This is a genomic window from Chitinimonas lacunae (genome assembly GCF_042650885.1).
Taxonomy (GTDB): Bacteria; Pseudomonadota; Gammaproteobacteria; order Burkholderiales; family Chitinimonadaceae; genus Chitinimonas_A; species Chitinimonas_A lacunae.
The window spans coordinates 747479-769902 of sequence record NZ_JBHSBU010000001.1 but is presented as its reverse complement, the minus strand read 5'-3'; the positions used below and the strand labels follow the sequence as shown (position 1 = coordinate 769902).

The 22424-nt window shown below is 60.7% G+C and carries 24 protein-coding genes; 19 read left to right on the top strand and 5 right to left on the bottom strand.

Annotation, left to right across the window (positions count from 1 at the left end; translation table 11 throughout):
- Nucleotides 1-586 precede the first annotated feature (586 nt).
- The gene (gene rpoN, locus ACFOW7_RS03435) at nucleotides 587-2086 is read left to right on the top strand and encodes an RNA polymerase factor sigma-54 (RefSeq protein ID WP_378161045.1); all 1500 of its coding nucleotides are present in this window, start codon (nucleotides 587-589) and stop codon (nucleotides 2084-2086) included.
- Between the two features lie 161 nt (nucleotides 2087-2247).
- Nucleotides 2248-2892, top strand: coding sequence for a BRCT domain-containing protein (locus tag ACFOW7_RS03430; RefSeq protein ID WP_378161043.1), 645 nt, complete (start codon nucleotides 2248-2250; stop codon nucleotides 2890-2892).
- A 160-nt stretch (nucleotides 2893-3052) separates the two neighbouring features.
- On the opposite strand, the gene ACFOW7_RS03425 is transcribed toward ACFOW7_RS03430, so the two are convergent.
- Complete coding sequence (locus ACFOW7_RS03425; protein WP_378161041.1) at nucleotides 3053-4360, bottom strand: hypothetical protein; 1308 nt, start codon at nucleotides 4358-4360, stop codon at nucleotides 3053-3055.
- A gap of 665 nt (nucleotides 4361-5025) precedes the next feature.
- Here ACFOW7_RS03425 and ACFOW7_RS03420 point away from each other — a divergent pair.
- The 12 genes from ACFOW7_RS03420 to ACFOW7_RS03365 all read left to right on the top strand — a co-directional run bounded on the left by ACFOW7_RS03420 (nucleotide 5026) and on the right by ACFOW7_RS03365 (nucleotide 13307).
- The gene (locus tag ACFOW7_RS03420; RefSeq protein WP_378161039.1) at nucleotides 5026-5322 is read left to right on the top strand and encodes a hypothetical protein; all 297 of its coding nucleotides are present in this window, start codon (nucleotides 5026-5028) and stop codon (nucleotides 5320-5322) included.
- A gap of 181 nt (nucleotides 5323-5503) precedes the next feature.
- Nucleotides 5504-6016, top strand: a complete 513-nt coding sequence (locus ACFOW7_RS03415; RefSeq protein WP_378161037.1) for a BON domain-containing protein — start codon at nucleotides 5504-5506, stop codon at nucleotides 6014-6016.
- Nucleotides 6017-6046: 30 nt separating this feature from the next.
- On the top strand, nucleotides 6047-6283 hold the full coding sequence (chaB, locus tag ACFOW7_RS03410) for a putative cation transport regulator ChaB (protein WP_378161035.1): 237 nt from the start codon (nucleotides 6047-6049) through the stop codon (nucleotides 6281-6283).
- A gap of 341 nt (nucleotides 6284-6624) precedes the next feature.
- Complete coding sequence (cls, locus tag ACFOW7_RS03405; protein ID WP_378161033.1) at nucleotides 6625-8034, top strand: cardiolipin synthase; 1410 nt, start codon at nucleotides 6625-6627, stop codon at nucleotides 8032-8034.
- 198 nt (nucleotides 8035-8232) lie between these two features.
- Entirely contained in the window at nucleotides 8233-8433 is a 201-nt protein-coding gene (locus tag ACFOW7_RS03400) for a CsbD family protein (RefSeq protein ID WP_378161031.1), read from the top strand.
- 90 nt (nucleotides 8434-8523) lie between these two features.
- Nucleotides 8524-8847 (top strand): BON domain-containing protein, encoded by a 324-nt coding sequence (locus ACFOW7_RS03395; protein WP_378161029.1) that lies wholly within the window; start codon nucleotides 8524-8526, stop codon nucleotides 8845-8847.
- A 19-nt stretch (nucleotides 8848-8866) separates the two neighbouring features.
- Nucleotides 8867-9046, top strand: a complete 180-nt coding sequence (locus ACFOW7_RS03390) for a hypothetical protein (RefSeq protein WP_378161026.1) — start codon at nucleotides 8867-8869, stop codon at nucleotides 9044-9046.
- Nucleotides 9047-9076: 30 nt separating this feature from the next.
- On the top strand, nucleotides 9077-9238 hold the full coding sequence (locus tag ACFOW7_RS03385; RefSeq protein WP_378161023.1) for a DUF1328 family protein: 162 nt from the start codon (nucleotides 9077-9079) through the stop codon (nucleotides 9236-9238).
- Between the two features lie 41 nt (nucleotides 9239-9279).
- Entirely contained in the window at nucleotides 9280-9555 is a 276-nt protein-coding gene (locus tag ACFOW7_RS03380; RefSeq protein WP_378161021.1) for a hypothetical protein, read from the top strand.
- Between the two features lie 24 nt (nucleotides 9556-9579).
- Nucleotides 9580-10164 carry a ferritin-like domain-containing protein gene (locus ACFOW7_RS03375; RefSeq protein ID WP_378161019.1) on the top strand — a complete coding sequence of 195 codons (585 nt, stop codon included), beginning with the start codon at nucleotides 9580-9582 and terminating at the stop codon, nucleotides 10162-10164.
- Nucleotides 10151-10450: a hypothetical protein gene (locus ACFOW7_RS03370; RefSeq protein WP_378161017.1), complete on the top strand. Its 300-nt coding sequence runs from the start codon at nucleotides 10151-10153 to the stop codon at nucleotides 10448-10450. Before ACFOW7_RS03375 ends, ACFOW7_RS03370 begins: the two co-directional genes overlap by 14 nt.
- Nucleotides 10451-10637: 187 nt before the next feature.
- Nucleotides 10638-13307, top strand: a complete 2670-nt coding sequence (locus ACFOW7_RS03365; RefSeq protein ID WP_378161015.1) for a cation-transporting P-type ATPase — start codon at nucleotides 10638-10640, stop codon at nucleotides 13305-13307.
- 251 nt (nucleotides 13308-13558) lie between these two features.
- On the opposite strand, the gene ACFOW7_RS03360 is transcribed toward ACFOW7_RS03365, so the two are convergent.
- Together ACFOW7_RS03360 and ACFOW7_RS03355 are read right to left on the bottom strand one after the other, a co-directional pair.
- A complete protein-coding gene (locus ACFOW7_RS03360; RefSeq protein WP_378161013.1) occupies nucleotides 13559-13813 on the bottom strand; it encodes a hypothetical protein in 255 nt (84 codons plus the stop codon).
- A 66-nt stretch (nucleotides 13814-13879) separates the two neighbouring features.
- Nucleotides 13880-14320, bottom strand: a complete 441-nt coding sequence (locus ACFOW7_RS03355) for a glycine zipper 2TM domain-containing protein (RefSeq protein WP_378161011.1) — start codon at nucleotides 14318-14320, stop codon at nucleotides 13880-13882.
- A 683-nt stretch (nucleotides 14321-15003) separates the two neighbouring features.
- Here ACFOW7_RS03355 and ACFOW7_RS03350 point away from each other — a divergent pair.
- Complete coding sequence (locus ACFOW7_RS03350) at nucleotides 15004-15252, top strand: hypothetical protein (RefSeq protein ID WP_378161009.1); 249 nt, start codon at nucleotides 15004-15006, stop codon at nucleotides 15250-15252.
- Between the two features lie 246 nt (nucleotides 15253-15498).
- Here the strand turns inward: ACFOW7_RS03350 and ACFOW7_RS03345 are convergent, their stop codons facing one another.
- Entirely contained in the window at nucleotides 15499-17445 is a 1947-nt protein-coding gene (locus ACFOW7_RS03345; protein WP_378161007.1) for an AsmA family protein, read from the bottom strand.
- A gap of 106 nt (nucleotides 17446-17551) precedes the next feature.
- A complete protein-coding gene (locus ACFOW7_RS03340) occupies nucleotides 17552-18100 on the bottom strand; it encodes a DUF883 family protein (protein WP_378161005.1) in 549 nt (182 codons plus the stop codon).
- 526 nt (nucleotides 18101-18626) lie between these two features.
- Between ACFOW7_RS03340 and ACFOW7_RS03335 the strand changes: the two genes are divergently transcribed.
- From ACFOW7_RS03335 to ACFOW7_RS03320, 4 genes are all read left to right on the top strand, one after another.
- On the top strand, nucleotides 18627-20006 hold the full coding sequence (locus ACFOW7_RS03335) for a sensor histidine kinase (RefSeq protein ID WP_378161003.1): 1380 nt from the start codon (nucleotides 18627-18629) through the stop codon (nucleotides 20004-20006).
- 268 nt (nucleotides 20007-20274) lie between these two features.
- A complete protein-coding gene (locus ACFOW7_RS03330) occupies nucleotides 20275-20676 on the top strand; it encodes a phage holin family protein (RefSeq protein WP_378161001.1) in 402 nt (133 codons plus the stop codon).
- Entirely contained in the window at nucleotides 20673-21035 is a 363-nt protein-coding gene (locus tag ACFOW7_RS03325) for a hypothetical protein (protein WP_378160999.1), read from the top strand. The genes ACFOW7_RS03330 and ACFOW7_RS03325 overlap by 4 nt, the downstream gene beginning before the upstream one ends.
- A gap of 254 nt (nucleotides 21036-21289) precedes the next feature.
- Nucleotides 21290-22390: a sigma-54 interaction domain-containing protein gene (locus ACFOW7_RS03320; RefSeq protein ID WP_378160997.1), complete on the top strand. Its 1101-nt coding sequence runs from the start codon at nucleotides 21290-21292 to the stop codon at nucleotides 22388-22390.
- The last annotated feature ends 34 nt before the right edge of the window (nucleotides 22391-22424 follow it).

The window sequence follows — 22424 nt, the reverse complement described above, 5'->3', positions numbered from 1 at the left end:
AATGGAAAACTTCAGGAAAAACAAATGCAAGATTCGGAAAGTTGTGCATGAGTAATTGAATAATTTCTCCCTATACTTCTTCACATCAACATTGCCTCTCCATCTCCGCCTCGTCCTTTTCCCACTCCGTCTCCTGCCAGCTAACCTCCAGCCACTCTCGGCCTTTTCAGCCTTAGCCAGCTCGACCGTTTCCCGCTCTGGCCAAGCCGCAAAGTTTCTGCAATCCGCCAGCTCGTCCCAGCTGGCAGACGGCTTGGCCGGGAGAACATCCGTACTGCCACCTACCAGTTTCCTGCCATATTCCGGTGCTTGAGTCATGGCTCGGCCCTGCCCAGCCCACCCTTTGCAAAGCCTGCTGCCAAGCCAGGCACGCTGTTTGCTCACGCCCATGCTGTCTGATTGGCGAGGTTGGCAGAGTGATTATTCCTGTCATCCCATCACGGCCCAGAGCCGTCCGTTTTCATCGTCGGCGCCGAAAAGGGTTTTCGGCGTATGAGATAAAGGCCCGCCCCGTGTCGCGCGGCCGTTCGAATAAACGACTTGCCTGTCCTTGGATCGTTGGACAGAAACCAGGAGGCTCCCACTTATGAACGCCCCGGCATTCAAGCTGGAACATCGGCAGAACCAGGTTCTCACACCCCGTCTGCAACAGGCGGTTCGCCTACTACAGCTTTCTTCGCTCGATTTCGCCCAAGAATTGCAGCAGACGCTCAGCATCAATCCCTTCCTGGAAATGGATGACAACCTCGACGACTACGGCGAGGAGTTCAACGAAGACGATGCTTTCACCACCCCCGAGGAGAACGCGGCTGAGCAGGAACCGGCGGAATTCGAACTCGACCCTCCCCAGCACGATGTGCTGGAAACCATCAGCGACACCCACGAGCACGATGAAGTGCTCGACCCCTTCCCCGATACCGAGCCGTGGGGCCAGCACGGCGAACAGCGCCATGGCGGCGACAGCGAACTCGACCTGCTCGATCTGGCACCGGCCGAGCAAAGTCTGCACGAGCATCTGCACAGTCAGATCAATACCTTGCGTCTGTCCGAGCGTGACCAGATTCTGGCTGCGCTGGTGATCGAGGCATTGGACGAGGACGGCTATCTGCGCGTCGATCTCGAAGAGCTGCGCGTGATTACCGAACAGGAAGGCATGGAACCGGCGGTCGAGGCGGCGGAAATGCAATTCGCGCTCAAGCTGGTGCAATCGATGGAGCCGGCCGGCGTGGGCTGTCGTGATGTGCAGGAATGCATTCTTCTGCAACTCGAGGCGCTGGAGCCGTGCGAAGAACGTGAATTGGCCCTGAGGATCGCCGCAGAGGAATTCAAGCGGCTGTCGCAGCGCGATATCAATGGCCTGGCCCATCTCTACGGCTGCAAGCCGGTGGTGATCGAGCGGGTATGCAACTATATCCGCCGACTCGACCCGCGCCCGGGCTGGCGCTTCGGCAATCAATCGGCCAGCTATCTGACCCCCGATGTGATTGTGCGCAAGGTGCGCGGCGAATGGACCGCCATGCTCAACCCCAGCGCAGTGCCGAAAATCCGTCTCAACCAGGTCTACGCCGAGCTGTTCCAGAGCCACCGCGAATCGCACCACAGCGAACTCGCTTCCCATCTACAGGAAGCCCGTTGGACGGTGCGCAATGTCGAGCAACGTTTCAATACCATTTTGCGTGTAGCTCAGGCTGTTGTAGAACGTCAATGGCACTTTTTTGAATATGGCACGCTTGCCATGCAGCCGCTGGGGCTCAAGGACATTGCCGAAGAACTTGATCTGCATGAATCCACCGTCTCGCGTGCCACCAGCAATAAATACATGGCGACACCGGCTGGGGTATTCGAACTCAAGTATTTCTTCTCGCGTGCCCTGGCGACCGATCAGGGCAGCAGTTGCTCCACCACCGCCATCCGGGGCGCAATCAAGGAAATGATCCAGGCCGAAAATGGCCATGCCCCGCTGTCCGATGCCGAAATCACCCGCCGCCTGACCAAGCAGGGTCTCCAGGTGGCCCGTCGTACCGTCACCAAATATCGCCAGATGATGCATATCCCGCCGGTGGATATGCGCAGGCAACACGCTTGAACCGGCCTACTGCTTTCTTATCTCGTCTCAGTAATCAATGTCGGGTCCGCCTTGTCGGACCCGTTTTTTATCAAGCCAACAGATCAGTCCTTCGCTTCTTCGGTAAGCTGCCTGCTCCCCCTTGAACTCGCTACGCAACCGTCGTCCCCCAAGGAATTCCCATGTCATCCCATCTCATTACGCTCTATTGCAAGGTGACAGAACCCGGTCATCTCAGACAGATCAAGAAGTTTATGGCCTTGCTGGAAGAGGAAAATTACGAGGCCATCGAGGCGATAGATGAGGCTGCAGTCCTGTTTGATATCGAAGACGTCGTACTGCTGCATCATCAAGCGCTGCCGGACAATCTGCTTTGCCTCAAGCTCGACACGGCCCCCTCTTTTGAGCTGGAGGGGCTGCATGCGTTTCTACAGAATCTTGGGGCGGAAGAAATAGAAATGCTGGGGTTTTCCACCCAGGTCGGCGAATATTTTTTCATGCAGAATGGAGAACTGCTCGATCGCTACCACGAAACGCAATGGCATTACCTCAAAGACCCGTCGCAGGCCTTTTTCGACCAGACCGTCGTCGTTACAGGCACCTTTGCCGAACACGACCGTGCAGCAATTGAAACCTTGGTCACCGCCAACGGCGGTAAAGTGCAACAAGCAGTAAACGGCAAAACGACATTGTTAATCGTCGGCAGCAAACCCGGCCGCTCAAAACTGGACAAAGCCACTGAATTAGGCATCCCCACCTTGGACGCGGCCGAATTCTGGCGACGAATCGAAGAAACCCAAACCAGCCAGGCAACAGGAGAAGACTGATCGCCACTTAATTTTTGCAGGCTCGGCGGCTGTCTCTTGGCAGATCAGAATTGATGCCCCAACAACCATCTCCAGATTTCCTATTTCCCTTACTCAAGTAAAAACACGCCGGAGTGATCCGGCGTGTTTCCATGTTGAGGGAAGTGGTCGGTGCTACGACTTATTTATTTTTGTTGCTGCTGGCCTGTTGCTGGCCGCTGCTCCGATTGTCGTTGTCGCCGCGTTCGCCGGTGGTGCGATCGCCGCGTTCGTTCGACGAGCTGCCTTGCGGGGAGCTGCCTTGCTGCGACGACGATGAAGCATTGCGCTTCTGGCGCCACTCGTTGAACTCATCGGAGAACTTGTTGTAACGCTCTTGGCTGTAGTTGTGATAGTCCTCGTCAAGGCGGCGGATTTGCTCATCGCGCCACTGACGATAGTTGGGGTCCAGATGATGGCCATGTTCCGAGGCGCCATATTGGCCGCCTTGATGACCATGTTGACCGCTCAGATGGCTTTGGCTGCCGTATTGGCCCTGCTGGCCTTGATGCGGACCGTAGGTATCGCCATAGCTGCCGAACTGGCTGCCTTGGCTACCTTGCATATGGCCACCTTGGTGGGAACCGAACATGCCTTGGCTGCCGAACTGACCGCCCTGGCTGCCATATTGGCCTTGGCCGCTATAGCCGCCTTGCGAGCCATACATGCCCTGGCCTTGCTGACTGCCATACATGCCGCCCTGACCTTGCTGGCTGCCGTACATCCCACCCTGGCCTTGTTGGCCGCCGTACATCCCTTGGCCTTGTTGGCTGCCGTACATGCCTTGTTGGCCAAAGCCGCCCTGCGAGCCCAAATGACGGCCGCCTTGCTGGCCGCCATGCTCGGGGAAGTCGCGGAATTGCTGCTGTCCGCTCGAACCGTACATATCCTGCCGGCCATACTGGTCCTGCCGGCCGTACAGGTTCTGACCACCTGATTGGCCATAGCCGTATTGCTGGCTGTACTGGTCTGCATAGTCGCGGCCTTGCGCTTGCGGATAGTAGCCGCCTTGGCTGCGGCCGCCACCTTCGTAGCCGCTTTGATGGCCCTGGAACTCGTTCTGGAAGCTCTGACGCATCGGCCGGTTCTGCCGATAGCCTTCGTCCATGTACTGATGTTCCTGATAAGGATTGCGGGTATTGCGTTCGTTATTGCTGCGGAAATTCTGCTGATCCTGGTCGCGATAGCCGCCTTGCGACGACTGATACGAACCTTGGAAACCACCTTGACCCTGACCTTGGCTGGCCCGGTTGGAACCATAGCCATAGTCTTCGTTGTAGCCTTGTCCCTGTTGACGTGCGCTGCGGCCCGATTCATAGCCGCCCTGTTCTTGGCCATAGCCGCTGCGCCCTTCGTCGGACGCCCATTGCCGCACATGTTGGTTGGGATTGTCCGGACCGTAGTCATCACTTTGCTGGCGTGCGCTATTGCGTTCGTTTTGCTGATTCATCGTACTTTCCTTTCATTGGAGAGAAGAAAACACACGGTTGCACGTTTTAGTTTGAACGGGGCCTGGGAGGGTTTCCCGCCGTCATGCCCCGAAACGATTGCTTGGGAAACCAGCCCGAACGACTCAGCAAAGCGTATTCCCACTTCGGTATTTTTCACCCTCCGTCATGATATTTGACCGCTAGAGCTTGCCGTAAAGCCGACTTGCAAAAAATCATGCCGAGCCCGTCTGATTTAAACGGCTGAGCTGGCCCTTTTTCATTTGAATGAAAGCCGGCGGCTGCCGCGTAGAAATTACTTCCCGACGGAAAAAATTACATAAGGAAACCATTGGCGCCGCCAGGATATTCAACCCCGCAACATCCATCGGAAAATATCCTAAATATTTCTTTTTTAATTAAATCACACCCCACATCCGACACATATAATGCACATTTTTTATAAAATCATGAAATTTTCACAAAGCATTTAATTCCGGCAAAAACTCCGGGAGATTTGACCGATCTCAGTGCCTGATAAGGAAATCGATTTGTTTGTCAGCACAAGCGTCCACTCGATATGAATCGAAAAATTGACTTTTGCAGGTTTTGTCGGCACGGCGATTGCCCGAAGCAGTACATCGGCTCTGCCGGCGTTGGGCCGGCCCGAAGGCAAAAGGAAAGCGTCATGAACCGCGATAAACAGCAGGACAGCAAACAGGAGAACCAGGACAACAACCGCGAAGGGCAAAAGCGCCAGCAGACCAGCCAGGCTGTGGATGGGCGTGAACGCAGCTCGGTTGGACGGGGCAATGACCCGGGTAATCCCGAGGAAAAACGCACCCGGCTCGAACAGGATCTGGAGAACGAAGACAACCACGGTATGCGCAGACCCAATGCCCAGGCCACCAATGCCAAAGGCGCCGGCCCCTCGCAGAGCAACCAGACCTTGTCGGAAAACCCCCAGGTCAACCGGAATAAATGATTTGTCCCGACCAGCGCGGGACGAGTGATTCCACAGCGCGGTGCCCTGCCAGCGTGTCTGTCAGGCACGACGGTTGCATCGGCAGACGGGTCCGGTGATCGGTCTGCCCGGGGCAGCCGTTGCCCTATCGAATCCACCGGATCGTTCGTAGTTCCCCTTGAACCCTCAAAGGAGAATCCTGATGAAACGCCCCCTTCTTACCAGTGGCCTGCTGGCCGTTCTGCTTGCCACCGGCTTGGCTGCATGCAGCCGGGAAGACACCAACTCGATCGCAGTCCCTGAGCCGAATAGCCCGACTTCGACGACTGCCCCTGATACCACCACTACCACACCGCCGGCTACGACTCCCGACACCAATAACACGACCAGCAATACCACCGGGACCACCAGCACGAGCGGCACCACCTCGACCACCGACGCGACCAGCCAGGCCGATACCAACCGTAACGCCGACACCGCTGGACGCACCACCGGCCAAGCCATCGACAACGCCACCCTGACCGGCAAGGTCAAGGCAGCCCTGGCCAGCGACGCCGGCCTGAAAACCCTGACCCTCAACGTCGATAGCAACGATGGCGTGGTGACCGTTTCCGGTACCGTGCCCTCGCAGCAGATGAGCGACAGCGTGAACCAGGTCGTGCGCGGAGTGGAAGGGGTCCGTTCGGTGCAGAACAACGTCACGGTCCGGCCCTGAAGACCGCCTGACGTAGCGCAGGAGGCCGAGATGCCCTACTCCACCCTGAAAGACCTGCCTGATAACGTCCGCAACGTCCTGCCCGAGCCGGCGCAACGCATCTATCGCGAAGCGTTCAATCATGCCTGGGACCAATACAAGGACCCGGACGACCGCCGTGGCGATGCCAGCCGCGAGGAAACCGCCCATAAGGTGGCTTGGGGAGCGGTCAAGCATCGCTATCAGAAGGACGAACGCTCCGGCAACTGGGAGCCGCGTTCCGACTGAGGACAGGCAACACGGCCAGACCAGCCGACCTGGCGGGATCGTCTCGCTGAGAACGATCCCGCCTTCTCCCTACTCTGCTCAGAAACGGCGTCCAGATCCGGAAGATCAGCGGCAACCTCGCTCTTTTGCTTCCGATCTCGTCAGCCATGCAGAGGGACCGATCATCCGCAGCCCGATCCCTCCGTGGCTGCCAGCCTGGCCGGACCTCAGGCTGAAACAGAACGGGGATTACCCTTTCCCGCTCAGGTGGGACAAGGCCGATCAGACCGGTTGAGCCGGAATCGCTCACTGCGCTGCGGATCGATTTCCAGGCAAGACCTGCTGTTTTCCGGTTACTGCCGATGAAATCGACTTTTCCTCTCCGCCGGCTTGCCCTGTATCTGTTGCTCCTGGCCCTGCTGGCTTCGATTGCCTGTCTGCTGTCCTGCCGTACCCTGCCCGATTTCCAGCAAACCGCCGAACAGACACCGCAGGTCCAGACCCGCATCCAGGGCCGCAATGGCCTGCTTACCGCCGCCAAGAGCGAAGCCATTCTGGAAACGCTGCGTCGGCGCGGCGACACCGATATTCTCGACCGCCATATTGCCTTTGAAGAGGCGCTGCTCGACACGCCGCTGGTGACCGGCAACCGGGTCGGTCTGCTGCTTGACGGCAGCGCCACCTATAGCGCCATGTTCAGCGCGATCGAACAGGCGCGCGACCATATCAACCTGGAAACCTATATCTACGAAGACGACGAAGTCGGCCAGCGCTTTGCCGCCAAGTTGCTGGAAAAGCAGGCCCAGGGCGTTCAGGTCAATCTGATCTACGACAGCGTCGGTTCGCTCAAGACCCCGCGCAGCTTCTTCGAGCGGCTGCGGGCAGCGGGGGTGCGGGTGCTTGAATTCAATCCGATCAACCCCTTGCAGACGCGCGGTGAATGGCTGCTCAATAACCGCGATCATCGAAAGCTGATGGTGGTGGACGGCCGGCTGGCCCTTCTGGGCGGCATCAATATCAGCGAGGTGTATTCGCGCGGCTCGCGCCCCTTCTCGTTCAATCTGAGCCGCAGGCGCGAGCCGATTCCATGGCGCGATACCCATATCCGCATCGAAGGTCCGGTGGTAGCCGACTTCCAGCGCAGCTTTCTCGACACCTGGCAGCGCCAGGCCGGCGAGCCGCTGCCGCCGCGTGATTATTTCCCGCCGCTGCCACGGCAGGGCAATGAGCTGGTGCGCGCGCTGGCCAGCACGTCGGAGCAGCCACACAGCCCGATCTATCTGACCCTGCTGTCTGCGGTACAGCACGCCGAGCAGCAGATCTATCTGACCAATGCCTATTTCGTCCCTGACCCGCAACTGGTCGAGATGCTCTGTAGCGCTGCCCGCCGCGGGGTCGATGTCAGATTGATCCTGCCTGGCAGCACCGACTCCTGGGTGACGCTGCAAGCGGGTCGGGCCCATTACGCCACCTTGCTCGACGCCGGGGTCAAGATATACGAGCGGCGCGGTGCCCTGCTGCATGCCAAATACGCGGTGATCGACGGGGTCTGGTCGACGGTCGGGTCAACCAATCTGGACTGGCGCAGCTTTCTGCATAACGACGAACTCAATGCCGAAGTGCTCGGGCGCGACTTTGCCCGCCAGATGCTGGCGATGTTCGCCGACGACCAGGCCGCGTCCGATCGGATCGAGCCCGCCAACTGGGCCAGACGCTCGCCGTGGCAACGCTTCAAAGAATGGGCCTCGCAGCTATGGTCGTATTGGCTATAGCGCGCAGTTTTTACAGCAGCGCTTGGCAAGTCTTACGCCGTATTGTTTCGGCACAGGACTTTTTGCAAAAAACGCAAGTTATTGATTTTTAATGAATTGCAAGGAATTTCCGGTGTTGGCACGCCCATTGCGGAAGTAAAGGCACAACGCCTGAGCGTTGAGACAAGCAACTTCCAGCATTTAATCAAGGAGATAGCCATGAACTGGGACATCGTTGAAGGCAACTGGAAGCAGTTCGCCGGCAAGGTCAAAGAACGCTGGGGCAAGATCACCGACGACCATCTCGATCAGATCGCCGGTCGTCGCGATCAACTGGCCGGGCGTATCCAGGAGAGCTACGGCATCGGCAAGGACGAAGCAGAAAAGCAGATCAAGGACTGGGAATCGACCTTGCACTGATTTCGTGTCATTGCGTAGTGACGACTCGTTCCGGGTCGTCCCATCCACTTCCCGGTACAGCCATCCCAATAAAGCCGCAAGGAGTCCATCATGAAATTCCTCAAACAAGGCATCTATTACCTTCTGTTCGCCCTGGCCACGGCCGGCGCCCCGGTACTGGCCGATGACCCGCCCCGGACCGAAGAAACTCCCGGCCAATACCTTGATGACGCGGTGATCACCACCAAAGTCAAGGCGGCACTGATCGGTGATACCAATCTCAAGGCCAACGAGATCAATGTGGAGACCTATCGCGGCACGGTGCAGTTGAGCGGTTTCGTGGACGATCCCCAGACCGTCAGCCGGGCGGCTGATGTCGCCAGCACCGTCAAGGGGGTCAAATCGATCAAGAACGACCTTCAAGTCAAGAAATAAGCCGGCATGGAGCGCGGACATGGACACGGGCATAGCCGTACAGATGGCGCTGATCGGTCTGATCGGCTGCGTGCTGAGCGGCTGTGACCGTGTCGAACGGCAACCGGCCCAACCACCGAAGCCCAAGACCGGCCAGGTGGTGACGGTTGCTGTGGTCCTTCCCGCCTTGCCCGCCTCGCACAGCCCGGCCGGGCCTTGATCTGGCCGGTTCAGGATAAGGAGCTACATCATGCTGCACTATGCCGCTGTATTTTTCGTGATCGCGCTGATCGCCGCCGTGCTCGGTTTCACCGGCATCGCCGCCGGCGCCGCCGAGATCGCCAAGGTGCTGTTCTTTGTGTTTCTGATCGTGTTCGTGGTGACGCTGATCATGGGACTGATCCGAAGGTAGGCCAGGGCCGCGCTTCCCGTCGTACACAAGGAGACGCCAACATGAGTGATGTCAACCTGAAGGAAAACCTCAAACGCGATCTCAGCCAGGCCGCGCGTGAGGCACAGGCGGCGGTGATGCGGACCGCCCACTCCACCGCCGAGCGGCTGGGCTGCACCCCGCAGCAGTTGCAAGGTCACTGTCAGTCGATTGCCGACGCCAGCTACAACACCGTGATCAGACGGCCGGGACTGACCCTGCTGCTGGTGGCTGGCGCCAGCTTCGCGGTCGGTTATCTGCTGGGCAGCCCGCGCCGGCCGCAGCCCCAGCAGTCCTAGCCCGTCAGCCCTGGAGAACCGACCATGACCCAATCCCCGCAGCTCAGCGACGTCGCCACCTTGCGACGTCAGGCGCGGCAGCATATCGAACGCGGTGCGGTCACCGAGAACTATCGCGGCGACCGCCAGCGGCTGATCGGTCTGCTCAACGAGGCGCTGGCCACCGAGCTGGTCTGCGTTCTGCGCTATAAACAGCATTACTTCCTGGCCTCCGGCCTCAATGCCGAAAGCGTGTCGGCCGAGTTTCTCGAACACGCCCAGCAGGAAATGGAACATGCCGACGCCCTGTCGCGCCGCATCGTGCAACTGGGCGGCAAGCCCGATCTCTGCCCTGACCGGCTGTCGAGCCAGAGTCATGCCGAATATGTCGAGTGCGATTCGCTCTACGACATGATCCGCGAGAATCTGGTGGCCGAGCGGATCGCCATCGACAGCTATCGTGAAATGATCAATTTCATCGGCAACAACGACCCGACCACCCGGCGTCTGCTGGAGGACATCCTGGCTGTCGAGGAAGAACACGCCGACGATATGGCGGGTCTGCTGGGCAATCTGCCGGCCGGCCCTACAGGCGCCAGTGAAAAGGAGCGCTACTATGAACCGCAATAGACTTCCCACCCGCACAGGCCTCGCCATCGCCCTCGGTACCGGTCTGGCGCTGTTTCTCGGCAGCGTCTGGTATGCCGAACGGCGTCGGCTGGCCGAACAGAACCGGCCCCGTCCGCCCAAGAAGGTCGAGCCGCAGCAGTTGCAGACCTGGGAAGGCGAAGGCGGCAACGTCCCCGAAGTGTCGACGCCGCGACCGGCGGAGGCACCCCTTGCTTCCCGGGCACCCTCTTCATCTGCAATGCCGGCCAGCTCCGACTGGGCCGGACCTAAAAACAGCATTCACTGACTTTTGATAACTGCCGGGAAGCAGGCTTGGCGGTCGCAGTACGGACCGTCTTTTTTGCTGTCCGGTTCTGCCGTCTATAACGGAGCGGCCACGTCGACCTTTGATCAGGCGCAAGGCAGCCATTGACCTTGCCCGGTACAAGGGGCGGCAGACCGGTTTTCCCCATTACCGGAGGAGCGCTCCCACCATGCAGCACTGGCACGCCATGGCGCCGTCCCAGGTCACCGAGCAGATCGCCGTGGACCCGGCCGCCGGACTTAGCGAGACCGAAGCCGCCGAACGGCTGCAACGCCACGGCCCCAACCGCCCCAGCGCTCCGCCAGGGCGCAGCGTACTGGCGCGGTTCATGGACCAGCTGATCCAGCCGCTGGTCCTGGTCCTGCTGATCGCCGGCACCGTCACCGCCCTGCTGGGTGAATGGATCGATGCCGGGGTGATCTTTGGGGTGGTGCTGATCAATGCACTGGTCGGTTTCATCCAGGAAGGCAAAGCCGAAGCGGCGCTGGCGGCACTGACCCGCGCCGTGGCGACCGAGGCCACCGTGCTGCGTGCCGGCAACCGGCGCCGGCTCGATGCAGCCGAACTGGTGCCCGGCGACGTGGTGGTGCTGGCCAGCGGCGACAAGGTGCCGGCCGACCTGCGCCTGTTGAGCAGCAAGGAACTCCAGACCGGCGAAGCCGCCCTTACCGGCGAATCGCTGCCCGTGCAGAAGACCGTCGCGACACTGGCACAGGAAACCGTGCTCGCCGAGCGCGCCAATATGGCCTATGCCGGCACCCTGGTCCTCAGTGGCCAAGGCATCGGCGTCACCGTCGCCACCGGCAACGCGACCGAAACCGGACGGATTTCCCAGCTGATCGCCGCCGCTCCCTCGCTGATGACCCCGATGACCCGCAAGCTGGCTGACTTTGCCCAGCGGCTCCTGATCATCATTCTGCTGTTGGCGGGCGTGACCTTCGTGGTCGGCGTATTACGCGGCGAATCGGCGTTCGCCATGTTCATGGCAGCGGTCGCACTGGCCGTCGGGGCGATTCCCGAGGGCCTGCCCGCTGCGATGACGGTGACGCTGGCCATCGGCGTTGCCCGGATGGCCCGGCGTCGCGCCATTATCCGCAAGCTGCCCGCGGTGGAGACGCTGGGCGGCACCACGGTGATCTGTTCGGACAAGACCGGCACCCTGACCGAGAACGCGATGACGGTGCGGGAGATCTGGGCAGGCGGCGAGCGCTTTGTGGTGTCGGGCCAAGGCTATGCGCCAAGCGGCGATATCCGGCGTGACGATCTCCCGGCCGAAACCAGTGGCGCCCTGCGCGAAACCCTGCTGGCCGGCGTGCTGTGCAACGATGCCCGTCTGGTACGTGAAGGCCATCACTGGGACATCGTCGGCGACCCGACCGAAGCGGCTTTGCTGGTTGCCGCGCAAAAGGGCGGTCTCGATCCGGCGACGCTACAGCGGGTCCTGACACGCGAAGACGAACTGCCTTTCGACGCCAACCGCCAATATATGGCCACCTTCAACCAGATCGAAGGCGCGGCCATCGTCCATGTCAAAGGCGCACTGGAGCGGCTGTTGCCGGCCTGCCGCGCGACGCTGGACCGGCACGGCCGGGAGCGGCAGCTCGATCTGGAGTCGGTCCAGGACGCAGCAGCCCGGATGACCGAAGCCGGGCTGCGCGTGCTGGCGCTGGCCCGCTCCGCCCTCAGTCCAGGCCAGACCCTGGCGCATGACCATCTCACCCACGATCTGGTGTTTCTCGGCCTGATCGGCATGATCGACCCCCCACGTCCTCACGCGGTTGCTGCCGTGCGGACCTGCCATGCAGCCGGGATCCGGGTCAAGATGATTACCGGTGACCATCCCGGCACGGCACTGGCCATCGCCCGGCAACTCGGTATCGCCCACGACCATGCCCGGGCGCTGACCGGACGCGAACTGGCCGAACTCGATGAGGCGGAACTGGGCCGGGTTGCAGCCGATACCGATGTGTTCGCCCGGGTCGAGCCGGAACAGAAGCTGCGATTGGTCAAAGCCTTGCAAGCCAATGGCGAGGTGGTGGCGATGACCGGTGACGGGGTCAACGATGCCCCAGCGCTCAAGCAGGCCGATATTGGTGTGGCGATGGGGCTGGGCGGTACCGATGTGGCCAAGGAAGCGGCCGATATGGTGCTGACCGATGACAATTTCGCCACCATCGAAGCGGCAGTCGAGGAAGGACGCGGCGTCTACGACAATCTGGTCAAATTCATCACCTGGACCATTCCGACCAATGGCGGCGAAGGTCTGGTGATTCTGGCAGCCATCCTGGCTGGCACCACCTTGCCCATCACCCCGTTGCAGATTCTGTGGATCAATATGACCACCGCCATTCTGCTTGGCATGATGCTGGCGTTCGAACCAACCGAGCGCGGCATCATGCAGCGGCCGCCACGACCGCCAACCGCCCCTTTGCTCGATCGGATGCTGCTGCGGCGCATCGTCCTGGTCAGCCTGTTGCTGCTGGCCGGTACATTTGGCCTGTTCGAGCTGATGCTGAGCCAGGGACGCACCCTGGCCGAGGCGCGCACGGTGGCGACCAATCTGTTTGTGCTGGTCGAGACTTTCTATCTGTTCAACTGCCGTTCGCTCTATCGGCCGTTCTGGCGCTGTGGCTGGTTCAACAACCCCTGGGTCTGGGTCGGCAGCGCGGCCATGCTGGCGCTGCAACTGGCCTTCACCTATCTGCCAGCCTTCCAGCAGGTTTTTCACAGCGCAGCCATCAACGCACAGGACTGGCTGCATATCGTCCTGTTCGGCCTGTTCTGCCTGTTGCTGGTGGAAATCGACAAGCGCTGGCAGCCCAAGTCGGCCGCCCGCTGAACCGTTTCGTTGCGTTCTGGATAAGACGTCCGAGTGACCCAGAGCAGAAAGGTGGGTTAGGCCAAGGACCGTAACCCACCAGGGTGGCCGTCTGGCATGGGGACCCAGACGGTGCCTTGCACTGTCTGATGGCTGGTGCAGCGGCGCTTCATGAGGCTGGTGGATCAACCGGAGATGAGGTTGCTTCTTCGGTCAGCCTGGACCCTTGGGTCCCGGTTTTCATGGCCGCTGGCACCAACGTTCGGCTTCATTCAATGAGCTTGCACTTGCTGTTGCTGCGTATTGCCCAGACCTTGTTGCATGCCCTTGGCGCAGTGTTCGCAGCAGTAGTCGTTGCCGTCCGGGCCTTCGACGCCGTGGCCGATGATCCGGCACTGGCAATGGGCACAGGTCGGCGCCAGGGCCGAGATGGCGCATTCGAAGCTGTCGAAGAGATGGCGCTGGCCATCGATTTCCACGGCGAAACATTTCTTGTAACTGTTACCACACTTCTCACAACGATCCATGATGGGTCTCCTTGGCAGGATCAGTCCCGGCCGGATGGCCGGGACAGGGCCGGACAGCAGTCCGGATCAGCGCCGACGCAATATCCCCTCGCTCAGGACAACCCGGTCGCCGACCCGGAAATCGTCGTCATCAAGGATGAACGCCTCGCGGTTGCCGTTCTCGAAGCGGACTTCGACCCGATAGGCCAACCGGTTGGCTTCGTTATTGCGCTGGATCTTGTCACCGACCACCGCCCCGCCAACCGTACCGGCGATGGTGGCAAGCGTATTGCCACGGCCTTCGCCGACCTGGTTGCCCAGCACGCCGCCGACCACCCCGCCGATCACGGCCCCTGCGCCGATCCCGCTACGCTTGGGTGCCTCGACTTCGGACACGGCAGTCACCACTCCATACTGCTGCGACAGACGTTGACTGGCGATGATATTGGAGTCGCTGGCGCGTGGCGTGGAACAGCCACTGGCCAGCAATAAGGGAAGCGCCGCCAGAGCGGCGATAAGCGCTTTCATGATGGATACTCCTTCGAAGGTTCCGCTCAGTGCAGAACGGGACGGAAAGTCAACGCATCCCTGCTGGACGCGCACCGATACCCAAGGTCTTCGCAGGATTTATGCCGCAAGCTGGAGCGGATTTTGCACGATCTGGCTACCCCCCCTGCTCGATGGGGCGGTTTGTCTGAGATGGCCTGCTGGGGTTTTGCAAATTCTGGAAACATCAGCGTTTCTGCCGAGCCAGACGGACACTGCCCGCACTCTCCCTTACTGAAATCTAAAATTTTTCCTTTTTATTTAAAAGCTGCGCCAGAGATTGAAAAGGTTTTGCTTGATATTTTAAATCCATTCCTTTCCGCTTCTCCTCCCTCTCCTGGCCCCGCACCTTTCTGCCTTCATGGCACAGGCTCAGCCGGGCATCCCACCCGAAGCGTCGAGCTTCCTCAGGGTTTTGTATTTCTTACAAGTCGGATTTTGCAAAATTTGCAAAACACGGGCTTTTTTGCGGCCAGACGTTGCGAGCGGGAAAATTGCCGAGTTCAAGCCGGCAAGCTGCTTCCAAGGGTTTTTACTAGGTGGTACGACGATGCAGGAACCGCTTTTGCTTTATCAGGGCAAGAGAACTTGTTCCGACAGGGCGATTCGATTCAACACCGCCCTGCCGCTTTGGCGAAACCGCCGCAGCCGAAAGGAAGCCGACTATGTACAACCCCGATTCATGCCAAGACCGTCCGTCGACCGCCTGGCATGCTTCCCCCGGACTGCCACCCGCGACCTGGCCGGACGAGCCCCTGCCGACCCGCGATATCGAGCCCATCCATGTGCCCGATCCGGAGCTGGAGCACTATCACCGGCCGATAGGCGACCCGCCTTACCATTGCCCGCAACATCCGCCGTTTGAACCTCCTCCCCGCCCTGGCTCGCCAGCCCCGGTTCCGGCGTTCCGCTAGAACCACGCCAGGCATCCAGAAATACCCGTCGCCCGGACGGGTATTTCTTTTGGTGGCGCCACAACCGATCCGCCGCTCCTCAAGCCCACCAAGCCGCTCCTACCTCGACGCGTCTCCGGCTTCGCGCCCACGGCCTCAGCGCTGACCCACCATTGCATCGTTCATCAGTCGCGCCGTAGAGGAACTGGACACAGGGGGCGAGATAGACAGAGAGCAAGGGACGCGGCGAAGCTGACGCGCTGTGGGCTATTTCCCGGGCTTGCCGGGCTTGCTTGGCAGCTTGGGCCTATCGTCGCTGTGGTCCTTGGCATCGGCCACCAGCCGACTGCATTGATCGGCGCCGTCCTTCTCGCCCAATTGCAGCAGCGGCAGGATGGCCAGCGGTCCCGATACCCCGCCCAGGAGTGCCGACAGCGTCACCCGGCCCGCCGCCTGTTTCAGATCAGGCCGCACCGCCGGCTGGGCAAAGGTGCCTTCGATCAGGATCGGCCCGCGCAGCGCCGCCAGACTCAGATTGCGTGGCCGCGAACGCAGTTTGAGGTCGAACTGCTCCTTGCCCAAATCGACACCGCCCGAGCCGCTGATGAATTGCTTGTCGGTATCGAGGATCAGGGTGCGGACGCGCATATCGCCGTCCTTGACCTCCATATCGCCCACCATGCAGCGCACCGGCACCTGCTCATCGCCGGTCAGCAGGGTCGCCAGGGTATTGGCAATATCGAGATTGGACAGCCGCAGCAGCAGCTTGCTGACCTCCCCGCCGTTCATCAGCACCGTTACATTGCCATTGGCGCCGCCCAGCATCTTGGCCATTGAATTGCCACGCATCGCCAGCTGGGCGCGTCCGCCGATCAGACCGATGCTGGCCTGCTGAAACTTGAACTTGGGGAACAGCTTCTGCCATTGCAGCCGCTTCAGGGTGATATCGGCCCGGGTAGTCAGATTGGGGCTGTTGGCATCGATATCGATAGTCGAGACGATATTGCCCCCAGCAAAGCCAAAGTCGAGCGGATCAAGCCGCAGACGCTGCTTTTCGCTGCGCAGATGGACATTGAGACCATCGAACGGCCAGCTCTCGGTAATGATGCGCTGACCGCGAAAGCGCACATCGGCATCGGCCGCACGCAGCTTGTCCAGATTGAATTCGGTATAAGGCAGCACCTTGCCGGCAGGCTGGGCCGGCGGCTGGTCGTTTTCCTCACGGCCGCCCAGAAAGCCCGACAGGTCTTTCAGATCGAGCGAGCGCGAATGCAGATCGGCCTTGATGAATTGTGGCTGCCGGCCTTTATCGACGCTGAAATCGCCGCCCAGATCACTCTTGCCGACCCGCCCCTGGAAATTCTGTAGCGCCCACAGCGCATTGCTATGACGCAGGCTCCCGGCCAGCTCGTAGGCCGGGGTCGGCGGCAGCGGCAGGTTGAGAATGCGGTACAGCTCATCGAGACTGCGCCCCGCAAGCCTGAAATTGACCGCCAGGCCACTGAGCCGGACCGGATCGGTCACGGTGCCTTGTGCTTCGAAACGGGTACTGCCCATCTGCCCTTCGCCCTGCAAGGGATAGGCACGCCGTGTATCACGCAGCCGGAGCAAGGGCGCGCCCTGCATGCTGATCCGGCTGTCGAGCCCATGGAAACTCCCGCTGATCGCCGCACGCACGGGCAGCTTGCCGCCATCGGCGACGGTCATCAGATCGATCAGCAGATAGGTGTCGGTGGACGGATCGCGAAAACGCACTTCGCTATCCTGCAGATGAAGTTCGGCAATATCGAACTGCCACGGCGAGGGAGACGGATCGTTGGCGGGAAACTGCCAGTTATTGCCATGGCGGGCATTCTGCTCCAGCAGCAGCTGGGCACCGGCCAGCTCCAAGCGCAACAGCTCGACCCGGCGGCTGAAGAGCGCCGGCAGATCGAGGGTAAAGTCGAGTTGGCCTATCCGGCCCATGGCGTCGGCGTCGCTCCACGGCGTATTGCCGAGCACCAGATCGCGCGCCGTGATACGCGGTTGCAGCGACAGGCTGACATCGAGATCGCCACGCATTTCGAACGAGCGGCCGGTGGCTGCCTCGACCCGGCGTTCGATATAGGGCCGCAGCATATTCCAGGAAAACAGATAGACCGCCAGTGCAATCAGCGCCGTGACGATCGCCGCTGCAATCAGCCATTTCCGACGGCCATTCGAGGTCCGAGCCACCTTGCCCGTGGCCTGCCTGGCCCATGGGCGCCAGCGCCCCTTTTGATCAGTTATTTCCATTTAAAGCAAAAGCCGCCCCACATAATGGACGGCTTTTGCACCTTTCTTACATTTCGTCGGTTTCACGCCGACCGCCGTTACCACGCAACAGGAAGCCGATCAGGGCGCCAACACCGAGTGCGATCCCCACCGATTGCAGCGGCCGGGCGCGGACATAGTCCTGGCAGACGGCTACCACATGGGTCGCGTTCTCGCTGGTCTTCTCGCTCAGATCGCTCCATTGGTTCTTGAAGCTCTGTAGGCGGGCGCTCAACTCGGCCTTGGAGGCGTCGAGCGCCTCACCCGACAGCGTGCTGCCACGGCTCAGCAGGTTTTCCACATCGCTCATGAAGCTGCTGAAATCGGCCTGGAACTTGTCGCGTTCCTGGGTGTGCTGCATCTGACCCGAGCGGTTGCCCGACTGATTACCCTGCGAGCCGTGCGACGAGCCCTGGGAAGAGCCTTCTTTGCGGGCGCCAGCGTTTTCCGGGGCATGGTGGGCGCGCTTTTCCTGATCGGTAGTCGAGTGGAGCGGCGCATTTTGCGATGGCATACCGGCCCCGTTCGAAGCGCTGGACCTCTTGTCATTGCTGCCCGTCATATTGGTGTCGTTCATGGTGAGTTCTCCGGTAAGGGAAGGCGAAAGTCGAACAAAATCGAAGTTTTCATTGCCAAGGACCGAGCGGTCCTCGCCCCTATCCGGCATATACCGTGCCCAGCCATATCGGCCTGATCCCCCCGAAAAAACCGCCCAGAACCCTGTTTGGCATAGAGGATTTACATCGCAGGATGTAAACGCTGCTGTAGTCGCCCGAGGGCACATTTCCTGCCTCCAATGGCCTGTGCAGGCCGTGTCCAAGCGATGCGGCATCGCTTTTCGACCCATCAAGCAAGGAGGTAGCTTATGAAACGGATCATCTGGGCAGCGGCCATCGCGGCCGTGGTATACGGGGTCAAGTGTCTGGCCGCCAAGGGACAACTGGAAAACTGCCCGGTCAGCGGCAGGGAAGGCGCTCGCAGCTAGGCCGTCGGCAGCTTGAAAGCCGCAGAATGGCGGCGCTACACTGCGGCCCCATGGTTCGACCATGGGGCCGTCGCCATGGCACTGTCCCGCTCCGAGAACAAGAAATCCAAGGTATCCCATGAACCGGTTACGGCGCAGTTTCAATACGGCGGTCTTCCTCGCCCTGGGTGTGTGCTTTTCCCTGACTTTTCTGATCGTGTCCGAGCTGGCCCAGCGCCGGCTGGCCGATGCCACTCAGGACTTCGCCCGCTCGCTCGAAGCGCGCAGTCTGCTGCGCGAGATCGGCGCGGCGATCAGCGAGGCCGAGGCAGCCCATCGCGGCTACTTTCTCAGTGGCCGCCAGGAATATCTGCAAACCTGGCAAACCATTCCCGACAAACTGAACAATCTGCAAAGCCGCCTGCACGAGCTGTGGGCCGACGACCCCGAGCGGCTTGCCTTGCTGCGGCCGATCAATGCTGGCGTCGAGGCCCGTCTGCGCGGTCTGCGCGACAATCTGGCCCGCTATCGGCCCGGCCAGCCGGCCAGCGTACGGGCAGGACTCGGTCAGGAAGAGACCGCCCGGCTCAAGCAGCAACTGCAAATCGTGCTGGGCAAGGAAAACCAGCGCTACCAGACCGGCATGGCGCAGTGGAAAGCCGATGCCTCGCTGACCCGGATGGGCATCGGCATCCTGACCGTGGTCAACCTGGTATTGCTGGTGCTGCTCTACAGCCGCGCCCAACAGGAACTGCGCCGCAAGGAAATCGAGGACACCACCAACGAGGCACGCCAGCATGAGCTCGAACGGCTGGTCGAAGAACGCACTGCGGTGCTGTCCGAGCTGTCGTCGGACCTGCAAATCGAACAGGAGCGCGAAAAGGCCAAGATCGCCCACGATATCCACGATGAACTGGGCAGCCTGGTGATTTCGGCCCGGATGGACGTCACCTATGTGCTGTTCAAGCTGCGCAAGCTCGACACCGTCCTGGCCGAGAAGCTCGAACGGGCCATCCAGAGCCTCGACGCCAGCGTGGATATCAAACGGCGCATCATCGAGGAACTGCGCCCCTCGGCACTCGACACCCTGGGTCTGGCCCCGGCCATCGAGTGGCAGGTGCAGCAGGTGTGCGAACGGGCCGGACTGACTGCCCGGCTCGATCTACCCGAAGAAATGCATGAGCCCAGCGAACAGGTGGCCATCGCCCTGTTCCGTATCACCCAGGAAGCCCTGACCAATATCGTCAAATACGCCAAGGCCACCGACGTGGCGGTCACGCTCGATGCCAACCCCGATGGCGGCTACCAGCTCACCATCCGCGACAACGGCATCGGACTCACCGACGACGCCATCAACAGCCCGCTGTCGCATGGCATCGCCGGCATGCGCCAGCGTGTGGTCGGCCTGCGCGGCAGCTTCTCCATCACCAGCACGCCCGGCAGCGGCACCACCATCATGGTCGAAGTGCCCGCCCAGGCCACCAGCGCGATGGCCATGGTGAGCGATCAGCCGGCTTGAGTCCGTCATGGCACTGTAAAAACGACCAGTAGGCTTGTGCAGGTGGCAAGGTAAGCGCGAGGGGGTGATTGGGAGGGGTTCGGACAGGGGAATAGAATATTTGTCACATTTCAATATATTCAGATTATATATTACCGTTGCCTAGCAAAGGTTTTTCATAAAATTTTCCTTTTCCCTCCCTCCCCCTTTCCTCTCCAATCTCCACTCCCGGGCATAACGATTGCTGAGTCGAGCGCAAATCAGCCACCCTGTTCCCGGAGTGTTCGACATGGATCACAACAACTCAGCCCCGTCGGAGCCCGCAGCGCCGGCACCCGACTCGCTGGCAGCGCTGGTCGGTCACGGCGAAACCCTGCTCAAGCAGCTTAGCCATATCGTGGAGGAATCGGCCGACCTGATGCGACAGGAAACACGGCTGGCCCTGGTCAGCAGCATGGAAGCCGGCCGCTGGCTGACCCTGGCGGCGGTGGCGGCCATTACCTGCTGGTTCGGCCTCAATGTGGCCCTGATTGCCCTGCTGGTCTCGATCGACATGCCGCTGCCGGCCGCCGCGCTGATCGTCAGCGTGCTCGATGCGGTGCTGGCCTGGTATGCCTATGTCCTGGCCACCCGCTGCTTTGGCGATATGCGCTTTACCCGAACACGTCGTCTGCTCGGAGGCCAGCCATGACGCCCGAGACCGAATCGCTCAGTTCGCGCCAGCGTCGGGCGCTGTTGCGTCAGGAATGCGACAGACTGAGCCTGAGTGTGCATGAACGCGAACAGGTGGTGACTCATAGCTGGTGCGAAATCAAGCATCAGGTCAGTGCCCGGATCAGCTCGCCGCCCGTGCTGATCGGCATTGCCGCCGGCACTGGCCTGTTGATCGGCCTGCGGCGCCGTCCTCTATTTGCCCGGCTCTGGCCGGGCTGGCCGGCACTGGGCCGGGTGGCGATGCTGCTGTGGTCGGCCCGTCAGGCCAGCGAGGCGGCCGCGGCGGCCAAGGCGGCCGAAGAGGCCGCCAGCGCCAATGGCGCTTTGCCAGTCTGAGTGCAGGCACCCGAGCAAACCGCCGCCGCCGTTCGTCAGATCGGGTAATTGACTGATTATTGACATTTTTCCCACAAAGGAGCGGACATCTGACATCGTCCGGCTCATCCATGGCCGGTTTGCGGCATGTAGGAATTTTCCTACACGAGAATGCGCCATTGTTTACTTGATCCACCCCGGTGAGGGGCTAAGATGGCAAGCATAACAAGCAAGCCAATTAGCCCCGCCTGGGGCCTCAGGAAGGAGTGAAGCGCATGTTCGAGTCTATCCACTACGAGACTGTCCCGCCTACCGGCCATTCGCCCACCCGTTCCCCTCCCTACCTCATCCCTGACCGTCATCTCCGTCCACCGGCCGAACCACCGCGCAAATTCGGCCTGCTGCACGGTAATTCACCAGCGCTCCTTGAGGTGTTTCGCCTGATCGAGCGGGTGGCCCCGAGCGATGTGTCGGTGATGATCATCGGTGAAAGCGGCTGCGGTAAGGAATTGGTCGCCCGCACCATCCACGAACAGAGCGCCTGCGCCGAACAACCGTTTGTCGCCATCAACTGCGGCGCACTGCCCGCCAATCTGATCGAATCGGAATTATTCGGTTACGAGAAAGGCGCCTTTACCGGGGCGATCCGCACCCATCAGGGCTTTTTCGAGCGTGCCCAGGGCGGCACGCTGTTTCTGGATGAAATCACCGAGATGCCGCTTGACTTGCAGGTCCGCCTGCTGCGGGTACTCGAAACCGGCCAACTGGTGCGGGTCGGCGGCGACCGCGAGATTGCCTGCGATGTACGGGTGCTGGCCGCCACCAATCGTGATCCGCTCGAAGCGGTACGCAGCGGCATGCTGCGCCAGGATCTGCTGTACCGGCTCGCCGTCTTCCCCATCGTGCTGCCGCCGCTGCGCGAGCGCGGCGACGATGTGGTGCTGCTGGCCCAGCATTTTCTTGAAGAGCGCAACCGCAAGCACAACACCTGCAAAACCTTTGCCCCGGGTATCGAAGACAAGCTGCGCCGCCATCATTGGCCGGGCAATGTGCGAGAATTGAAAAACTGTATCCATCGCGCCTATATCCTGGCCGAGGATCAGCTCGATATCGACACCCCAACCCCCTTGCAGACGGAATCACGCAGCGGCTTTGGCAAGATGATGCAGTTCGAGGTGGGCACCACGCTTGAAGAGGTGGAACGCCGCCTGATCTTCGCCACGCTCGATTGTTGCCAGGGCAATAAACGGCGGGCGGCGGAAATCCTCGGGGTCAGCCTGAAAACGATTTACAACCGGCTCAACGGCTACGACGCCAGCAAGCCCGGTGAAGCGGACAACCTGGGATTGCCCTCCGAGGCGTGCTATCCGAGTTGAGATGGGTAAAAACCAAGCGGTAAACAAGATTGGC

Excerpts from the sequence above, each read along its gene's own strand:
- ACFOW7_RS03430 (WP_378161043.1), top strand. The coding sequence starts at position 2,248 with ATGTCATCCCATCTCATTACGCTCTATTGCAAGGTGACAGAACCCGGT.
- ACFOW7_RS03420 (WP_378161039.1), top strand. The coding sequence starts at position 5,026 with ATGAACCGCGATAAACAGCAGGACAGCAAACAGGAGAACCAGGACAAC.
- ACFOW7_RS03335 (WP_378161003.1), top strand. The coding sequence starts at position 18,627 with ATGAACCGGTTACGGCGCAGTTTCAATACGGCGGTCTTCCTCGCCCTG.
- ACFOW7_RS03320 (WP_378160997.1), top strand. The coding sequence starts at position 21,290 with ATGTTCGAGTCTATCCACTACGAGACTGTCCCGCCTACCGGCCATTCG.
- ACFOW7_RS03395 (WP_378161029.1), top strand. The coding sequence starts at position 8,524 with ATGAAATTCCTCAAACAAGGCATCTATTACCTTCTGTTCGCCCTGGCC.
- ACFOW7_RS03390 (WP_378161026.1), top strand. The coding sequence starts at position 8,867 with ATGGACACGGGCATAGCCGTACAGATGGCGCTGATCGGTCTGATCGGC.
- ACFOW7_RS03415 (WP_378161037.1), top strand. The coding sequence starts at position 5,504 with ATGAAACGCCCCCTTCTTACCAGTGGCCTGCTGGCCGTTCTGCTTGCC.
- ACFOW7_RS03400 (WP_378161031.1), top strand. The coding sequence starts at position 8,233 with ATGAACTGGGACATCGTTGAAGGCAACTGGAAGCAGTTCGCCGGCAAG.
- ACFOW7_RS03365 (WP_378161015.1), top strand. The coding sequence starts at position 10,638 with ATGCAGCACTGGCACGCCATGGCGCCGTCCCAGGTCACCGAGCAGATC.
- chaB (WP_378161035.1), top strand. The coding sequence starts at position 6,047 with ATGCCCTACTCCACCCTGAAAGACCTGCCTGATAACGTCCGCAACGTC.
- ACFOW7_RS03375 (WP_378161019.1), top strand. The coding sequence starts at position 9,580 with ATGACCCAATCCCCGCAGCTCAGCGACGTCGCCACCTTGCGACGTCAG.
- ACFOW7_RS03380 (WP_378161021.1), top strand. The coding sequence starts at position 9,280 with ATGAGTGATGTCAACCTGAAGGAAAACCTCAAACGCGATCTCAGCCAG.
- ACFOW7_RS03370 (WP_378161017.1), top strand. The coding sequence starts at position 10,151 with ATGAACCGCAATAGACTTCCCACCCGCACAGGCCTCGCCATCGCCCTC.
- ACFOW7_RS03425 (WP_378161041.1), bottom strand. The coding sequence starts at position 4,360 with ATGAATCAGCAAAACGAACGCAATAGCGCACGCCAGCAAAGTGATGAC.
- ACFOW7_RS03355 (WP_378161011.1), bottom strand. The coding sequence starts at position 14,320 with ATGAAAGCGCTTATCGCCGCTCTGGCGGCGCTTCCCTTATTGCTGGCC.
- ACFOW7_RS03350 (WP_378161009.1), top strand. The coding sequence starts at position 15,004 with ATGTACAACCCCGATTCATGCCAAGACCGTCCGTCGACCGCCTGGCAT.
- ACFOW7_RS03385 (WP_378161023.1), top strand. The coding sequence starts at position 9,077 with ATGCTGCACTATGCCGCTGTATTTTTCGTGATCGCGCTGATCGCCGCC.
- rpoN (WP_378161045.1), top strand. The coding sequence starts at position 587 with ATGAACGCCCCGGCATTCAAGCTGGAACATCGGCAGAACCAGGTTCTC.
- ACFOW7_RS03325 (WP_378160999.1), top strand. The coding sequence starts at position 20,673 with ATGACGCCCGAGACCGAATCGCTCAGTTCGCGCCAGCGTCGGGCGCTG.
- ACFOW7_RS03340 (WP_378161005.1), bottom strand. The coding sequence starts at position 18,100 with ATGAACGACACCAATATGACGGGCAGCAATGACAAGAGGTCCAGCGCT.
- ACFOW7_RS03360 (WP_378161013.1), bottom strand. The coding sequence starts at position 13,813 with ATGGATCGTTGTGAGAAGTGTGGTAACAGTTACAAGAAATGTTTCGCC.
- ACFOW7_RS03330 (WP_378161001.1), top strand. The coding sequence starts at position 20,275 with ATGGATCACAACAACTCAGCCCCGTCGGAGCCCGCAGCGCCGGCACCC.
- cls (WP_378161033.1), top strand. The coding sequence starts at position 6,625 with ATGAAATCGACTTTTCCTCTCCGCCGGCTTGCCCTGTATCTGTTGCTC.